The sequence below is a fragment of the Pseudomonas sp. FSL R10-2189 genome (assembly GCF_009600325.1).
Taxonomy (GTDB): Bacteria; Pseudomonadota; Gammaproteobacteria; order Pseudomonadales; family Pseudomonadaceae; genus Aquipseudomonas; species Aquipseudomonas helleri.
In genome coordinates, this window is the sequence record NZ_WIVZ01000043.1 from 37,466 (window position 1) to 43,837 (window position 6,372).

Annotated in this window: 4 protein-coding genes; all 4 read right to left on the bottom strand. The window is 53.2% G+C overall.

The annotated features are described in order from the left end of the window. Positions 1–50: 50 nt before the first annotated feature. A complete protein-coding gene (locus tag GHO32_RS22875; RefSeq protein WP_010951430.1) occupies positions 51–1,967 on the bottom strand; it encodes a TniQ family protein in 1,917 nt (638 codons plus the stop codon). Between the two features lie 75 nt (positions 1,968–2,042). Further along, positions 2,043–3,002, bottom strand: a complete 960-nt coding sequence (locus GHO32_RS22880) for a TniB family NTP-binding protein (RefSeq protein WP_010951429.1) — start codon at positions 3,000–3,002, stop codon at positions 2,043–2,045. Next, positions 2,999–4,957 carry a DDE-type integrase/transposase/recombinase gene (locus GHO32_RS22885; RefSeq protein WP_011953078.1) on the bottom strand — a complete coding sequence of 653 codons (1,959 nt, stop codon included), beginning with the start codon at positions 4,955–4,957 and terminating at the stop codon, positions 2,999–3,001. Before GHO32_RS22885 ends, GHO32_RS22880 begins: the two co-directional genes overlap by 4 nt. Next, positions 4,938–5,576 carry a TnsA endonuclease N-terminal domain-containing protein gene (locus tag GHO32_RS22890; protein WP_011953077.1) on the bottom strand — a complete coding sequence of 213 codons (639 nt, stop codon included), beginning with the start codon at positions 5,574–5,576 and terminating at the stop codon, positions 4,938–4,940. Before GHO32_RS22890 ends, GHO32_RS22885 begins: the two co-directional genes overlap by 20 nt. Positions 5,577–6,372 lie beyond the last annotated feature (796 nt).

Below are 6,372 nucleotides of genomic sequence, written 5' to 3' on the forward strand. Positions count from 1 at the left end.
CTCCAAAATGGGTTCGATGATTTTAGCAATCAAGAAAGAAAGCGTGCTAACTATCTTGATCCCACATGCCTGAATCGGCAATCACGAGGCTGAGCGATCGGTGTGGATAAAAACGTGATGGCTTCAGGATCGTCGATCTGGGCGGCTTCACTTGCGAGGTAATCGATCAGCTTTTTGCTTCTTACCCAAACGTACTGCCGGCAAGCCGCGTTTGGAATGGATGGCCCCGCAACGGGGCGAAACCTGGCCTCCCAAAGGTGCTTGAACGCCTCCCTGGTCGACTTCCCCAAATACACCGCAATCTCCGGTCCCAAGATATAGCCACGCCTGAATCTGTCGATGGCTTGAGGCTTAACCATCAATTGCGTACGCCGGCCTCGTTCGACAGCAGTGCTCCATAGCAGACCCAGTCGAACGAACGCGTATGCGCATTGTTCTTTGACGCCTAACAGCGCAGCAGCCTTGACTACCGACAGGCCGGGAAAGACCGGACTCTTGTTCTCAGCTCGGGCTTGTTGCCACGCTGCAAAATCTTGCGGCTTGAGTAACCACGCCCCTACCGCAACCGAGCCATTCTCAGCTGGGCCGTAAGCGCGAAGTTCACCTGCACGTATTGCCTGAACCAACTCGACCAACCCACCCCCCTTGGGCAGAGAATGCTTGGCCAAGTAGTTGATCGACACCAGGCTCTGGTCAGAGCTGGTAGGCAGCTTCTCATCAATCAATTCGTTGATCGAGCGGCAGTCAATCAGCCACCTTTCGCCTGGGCGCGGTTCTCCACCAAAGAACTGGAGGGTACCACCAGCTAGCAGCTGCCTAACCCGATTGCGACAGAGGCTTAGCAAAGTCGAGGTTTCTTTCATATCAGCCACGCCCTGGAGATGCTGCGAGATTGCCTTCAAATGATCCAGGTCCACGACCGTAAAGACTCGATCTTCATGGACCTTCTCCCGATAGGCGATTTGTCCCTCCTGATGAAGGCGTTTTATGACTGATACCCCGAGACCACAAGCTTCAGCAGCAGAATCGAACGACACCCAACGATGTCTCTCAATCGTCTCCTCACTCAAATTGCGATTTCGCTTCGCTAACGGTGCTTCCCACGCATGCTGCAGAAATGATTCGAACTCTCGACGAAGAAAGTCAAAACAAGAGTCATCCAGATCACGGTGGATGTCGTGGTATATCGGGCCGAACGATCTGCTGAGCGTCCAATGTTCGTTATCGGAATGGACTGCCTTGAGGCCACTCAGCAGTTCTCTGAATGCGAGAGGCCAGTTCATGAGAACCACGCCCGCCGCGTTTGCCATAAGCCGCGATATCTCTAGCGAACCCGAATCAGCAACCTTCAGCGGCTGGGTTCTTTCCGTAGGCAAACTTCTGACAGCGAGACGCGATGACAACTCGTGAAACTGTTCGTAGGTGAGGGCCGCCAATCCCGCGTCAGCTGGCAACGAGTCGGCGTAAAACCTATCTTCAAAGCCAGAGGTGAGCCAGGCGGCCGTATCACTCGCCGGCGCGATCTCAAAATTGGTCCCACTCAATGAGGTGCCACACGCTTGGCAACTATTCGCACTCATTGCGCTTGGATCGGTTTCCTTCAGACAGTTGGGGCACCGCCCGTGGAGTTCAGTGCCGTGGACAGAACACGTCGTAACCAGGGTCAAGCCCCAGCTTTCTCTCCAATAACCGGCTTCGCCCAAACAGATCGGACAGTAACGAGCGTGATGAGTCGTCCATAACTTGACCCCCTTGGGCCTTGGATCACGAAACTCAGCAGATACCGCAGGCCAGCTCAGTGGTCCTTCCATCATCTGCAGCCAGTCCGCAACATCGGTCTCGTCGGCTCGTGCAAAGGCGGTGAGCAGTTCCTTTCTGGGTAATCCGTTGGCTTTCGCCAGGCGCTGCAGGTACCCCAAAAGACTTTCGTCTTGGTGTGGTCGTGGGTTGATTAAAAGACCAAACATTCCTACACATCCATGAAATCGAAGACATAAAAATCAGGGGAGTAGAGCCGGGCCGATAAGCCCGGCCCTTGGCCGTCAGGTACTGCTCTCTTCGAACGTCTCAAACGGCTCCCGCTTCCCGAACAGAGGCTGGAAATTGAAGCTCGCACTGAAGGGGTTTCGATCCTCGGTGGCGTAGCTCCAAACCTCGTCTTCAAAAGCCTGGGCCAGCACAGGAAGTTCAATCCCGACAAGGTCCTGGACTTGAACCAGCCAAACAGCCCTGTCCACAATCTTGATGAGGTAGTCGATCAATCCATAGGAAGCCAGGTAGAAGCGTTTAATCATCGCTGGCTCTACAAAACTGATGGTTTGAACAGGCAGTTCGCCCTCGATTGCCTGCAACAACATCACGAAATGAAGAGACGTATTAGCGGAGAAGGTGAAGCGATCGTATGCCACCGTGGCCGAAAACCTGCGTCGCAGTTGCTCGTTTGCTAGCAGGAGATTTTCGGTGCGCTTCAGCCCAATCAGAACAAACGCGATACTGGTTTCATTCATCAGACTCTTGATCCAGTCTGCTGCCTCATACGCACCATTACGACGATAATCGACCAGGTGCTGCGCCTCATCGAGGACCAACATCTCCACGCCAAGGTTCTTCAGCAGCAGGACTACTCGCGCAAATTTAACCTCTGCCGAATGTCCTCGTGCCTCTGCGAAGGGATCCTTCAGCTCTGCCAAAATGGCTGCTGCCAGGTTCTTTTTGGTTGGAGACGAAGGCATCTCGACGAACAGAACTGTCCGCTTCTGTGGGTCATGGCTCTCCAATTCCTCCAATGACCGAATGTACTCCTTGACCAATGTGCTCTTGCCCACTCCGCTTGGACCTTGGATCAGCAACCCTTTACTTGCTCTGGTACGCCGACTATCGCCGTGGATATCGCCTAGTCGCGTCAACGCTCGCTCGACTTGAGGGCTGTGAATAAAACGATCGCGGAGCGTAAAGCTGTATTCACCATGCTCGTAGCATTCGTACAGATTGATGGCGTTCATGGCTTAGAACTCCCAGCAGGGCGACGAACCGAGACCTTGAAGGCTGCTGGCGGAATGTTAGGAATAGAGTCACCGGTCCATTCCACTTCAGCGAGTACCTTGGGTGGAGGCGTGCTTTCGGTCACTCGACCCTCCTTGTCGATTTTCGCTATGGCAGCTGCGCGTCGTTTTCTGAGCGTCTGCGAACGGCGGGCCTCGTCTGCATCTTCCATAATTTCCTGGTAGCACCTGTGCGTAGCCTCGAAGCTAGGCTGCTCATTATATTTTTCTCGCAGCGCTTTCTCGGCAGCCTTCCACACCTCCCTGCTCTTACCGGCCATTCGCTCATCTTTGGCGGGCACTTTGAAGAACAAGTTTCTGAAGCGGTCGTGAACCCAAACGTGCCCGGCTTCGTCTCGATAGCGGACGTTTACCTTTTCTCCGTCTGCCAAACGCATACGGAGCTCAGCAAGTTCCGTAGAGTGGTAGCCCACTTTGGCAACCTCGATGCCGTAATGGTGAACCTTCACCGAGGCCCGCTTGGCCAGAATGCACTCCAACGAGTCCAGGTCGACGGGAAGGCTGATGACATGGTTCGCCTCGCTAGTCCCCCAGACTTGAGCCGGTGTTCTGTTGTCCAGCCCCCGATGAGGAGTCTGGTGGTAACCATCGACGATCCATTTCACTACCACCGCCTCCAATTGAGGGAGCGTGAAACATGCATTCTTCTCCGAGTCGTAATCGCCACGCTGCTGGATATTCGAGAAGGTGGTACCCGGGAGGTTGTGGATAAGCCCCAGGTTCTGTGTGCTGAAAAAGCGTTCGACGGCACCTTTCCTTTGAGGGGCCCTTGAAGCGGGATACATGATCTCGATACCCAACTCGTTGAATCCCATGATGAGATCGCCCGCGTGAAATTCCGCTGCGTTGTCTGGGACTATTCGAGCCGGCAGCCCACGTGCCCACCATTCATTTCTCACTTTCGGAAAGCGCTTCAGCAATTCGGCTTTTGGACGGATTGAGCGTTCGATCACACGAAGCACGGTTTCCGTATTTGGCGCCGACAGGTGGAGCAAATATCCCATCACCATTCGAGAGAAGCGGTCGAGGACGATCGTCAGATAGGGGCGCCCAATGCACAGCCCCGAGGTTTCATCCACAAGCTGGACGTCCAACAAGGTGTGATCAATTTCCCAACGTTCCAAAATCTCATGGACACGTAGGACACCCGCCGCAACACGGTGCTTCTTGTCTGCTGCGTGTTTTCCGAGCCTCTCCTTATCCACAAGGTACGGATCCAGCTTGGCGATGTACCTTCGGACAGTCATTCCGCTTGGGATCTTGAGCTGATCCGAAGGCAAACGACTTTTGTTCCTCTCTTTTATCTGATCCTCGAATTCTGAAACGACCACGCTGACCGCTGGAATCGTATCCTGCAGGTAGGTTTTATTAATCACCCCTTCAAGAATAACTTCGAGCTCTCCCTGTATCGCGGCAGCCCGACCCTTTTTGGCATGCTGAGGGATAAGCTTTACTACGTTCTGGCCAATGTATTTGGCTGCCCAACGTCGAATAGTGGAAACCGAGGGTGCGCACGCATCCCCAATCTTTTTGGCGATATCTCTAAGCTTCTTGATCATGTCTTCGTCACCCGGTAGCTTGTATTTACCGCGCTTAGTTAGGTCGTCCAGATACTTGCGTCGACGCAATGCCTCATCTCCATGTTTTTTGGGGAAGCATGAAATATCTGGAGGGACGTTCCGCACATACGGAACCCTCCCAAGGTATGGCTGATCAGCGGAGATCTCGATCTCGCGCTTCTCGTAGGCCTCATAGAACTCCTTCTCGGATAGCTTCGTGGGCTCACCAAGCTCATCGAAAAAGAGCAGCTTCCGGTCAATAAGCCTCTTCTCAAGCACCATCAGTACGCCACGAACGATGACGACCAATTTCACCCTAAGGGAAAAGGTTTGCATGACGGTGCCCCCCTTGCAGGAAGACCGGGGAGTCAGTGTCAATTGACCTATCAAGGTCAATGCCCACCACCCCAAGGCCTAACAAGCGCCAGGCTTTCCCCTCACCAACCACGTAGAGCAGATCTGCAACGGTCATAGGCGGCCATTCGTTGAAGGTCGCCATTACCTCCTCCAACGCCTGATGCGAAAGCTCTGGACCGCGCCGGTGATACATCAGCCTTCTAAGATTGGTAGCCAGGGGTTCAGCTTCAATTAACTTTTCAGTGATCACCGAAAAGTTACGGGCAGTGGCGTTGAAGTAGCGCTCAGCGGCATCCAGTCGCTGCCTGACGCTGGCAATCTTCAGTCGGTCGTGAGGCTTCACTTCAAACCACCACTCGCGCCCATCCGCGAGGAAAACCTGTACGTCTGGGTAATATTTGAAGTAGCCCTGGAGCGATGGAACACGTTCCTCACTGGGCTGCGGGACGTAGCCGATGACCGCAGGAGACAGCTCAAGAAGCCGAAAAAGAGCGCCTTCGAGCTGGGACTCCCAGGGCACAGGCTTTTTATTTTTGAGCGATGGGAAGTAGCCGCGGTAATGGTTGGACCGCCGCGTGACCACCTTTCGTACTGTCATGAAACACCTCCGAAAATCTCGAAACGAGCGCCGACGCTGCGCCAAAAAATCAAGGCGCAGGGCGGGCGAAGTGAGGCCTTTCGACAGGCAACACTGTGCCGTCGAGTAACCTCGCTAAGGTCGAAAAAATGGGAGAGGATTGACAGTCGCTTCGAAAAAGCAGACATTGCGGGTTCTGAGGACGCAAGTCTGCTTCGCTAAGCGCGGTCAGTCCTCTCGGGATTGATCGCGTTTTTCTACATTTTCAGGTCTCCTTTTCTCTCATTGGTCATGACTCTCATGACTGATCAGAATCTAAAGCAATCGGCTTGCTCTCTTTATTTCTAAACGGCCACTTCGTGATCGCTGGAGCAATTTGGATCAGGTCTGAAGCTCTCGCTTCAAACAGCTGATTTGGCTGAAAATCTTCAGTGCAAAGCGGAAAAGTTGGTCATAGATCTTATTCCAACATCCCTTCGAAATCTACAAAAAATCCAAAATGGCAACTTCCACCAAATTCCATTTCCATACTAAATTGTTCAAATTAATACTTAACACGTACGCTTAATTAACTATTAAGGTGTTCAAATATTAGTTTTAAAGTCCTCTCAATCTCTCTGCTGCTCAGATCCGCCCGCCGACCCTCTCAGCACTTCCAGCGCCCCATCAAATCACTTCCTCAAATCCCCCCATCTGCATCATTTTCCAATGAGCGGAGTAGGGCGCCCCGGCAGGAATTCCAGGATCGAGTAGGGTGAGGGATTTTTTTTTCCCTCAGCCCTCTCACACCACCGTACGTGCGGTTCCGCATACGGCG

Coding starts and splice junctions, on each gene's coding strand:
- GHO32_RS22875 (WP_010951430.1), bottom strand. CDS start 1,967: ATGTTTGGTCTTTTAATCAACCCACGACCACACCAAGACGAAAGTCTT.
- GHO32_RS22880 (WP_010951429.1), bottom strand. CDS start 3,002: ATGAACGCCATCAATCTGTACGAATGCTACGAGCATGGTGAATACAGC.
- GHO32_RS22885 (WP_011953078.1), bottom strand. CDS start 4,957: ATGCAAACCTTTTCCCTTAGGGTGAAATTGGTCGTCATCGTTCGTGGC.
- GHO32_RS22890 (WP_011953077.1), bottom strand. CDS start 5,576: ATGACAGTACGAAAGGTGGTCACGCGGCGGTCCAACCATTACCGCGGC.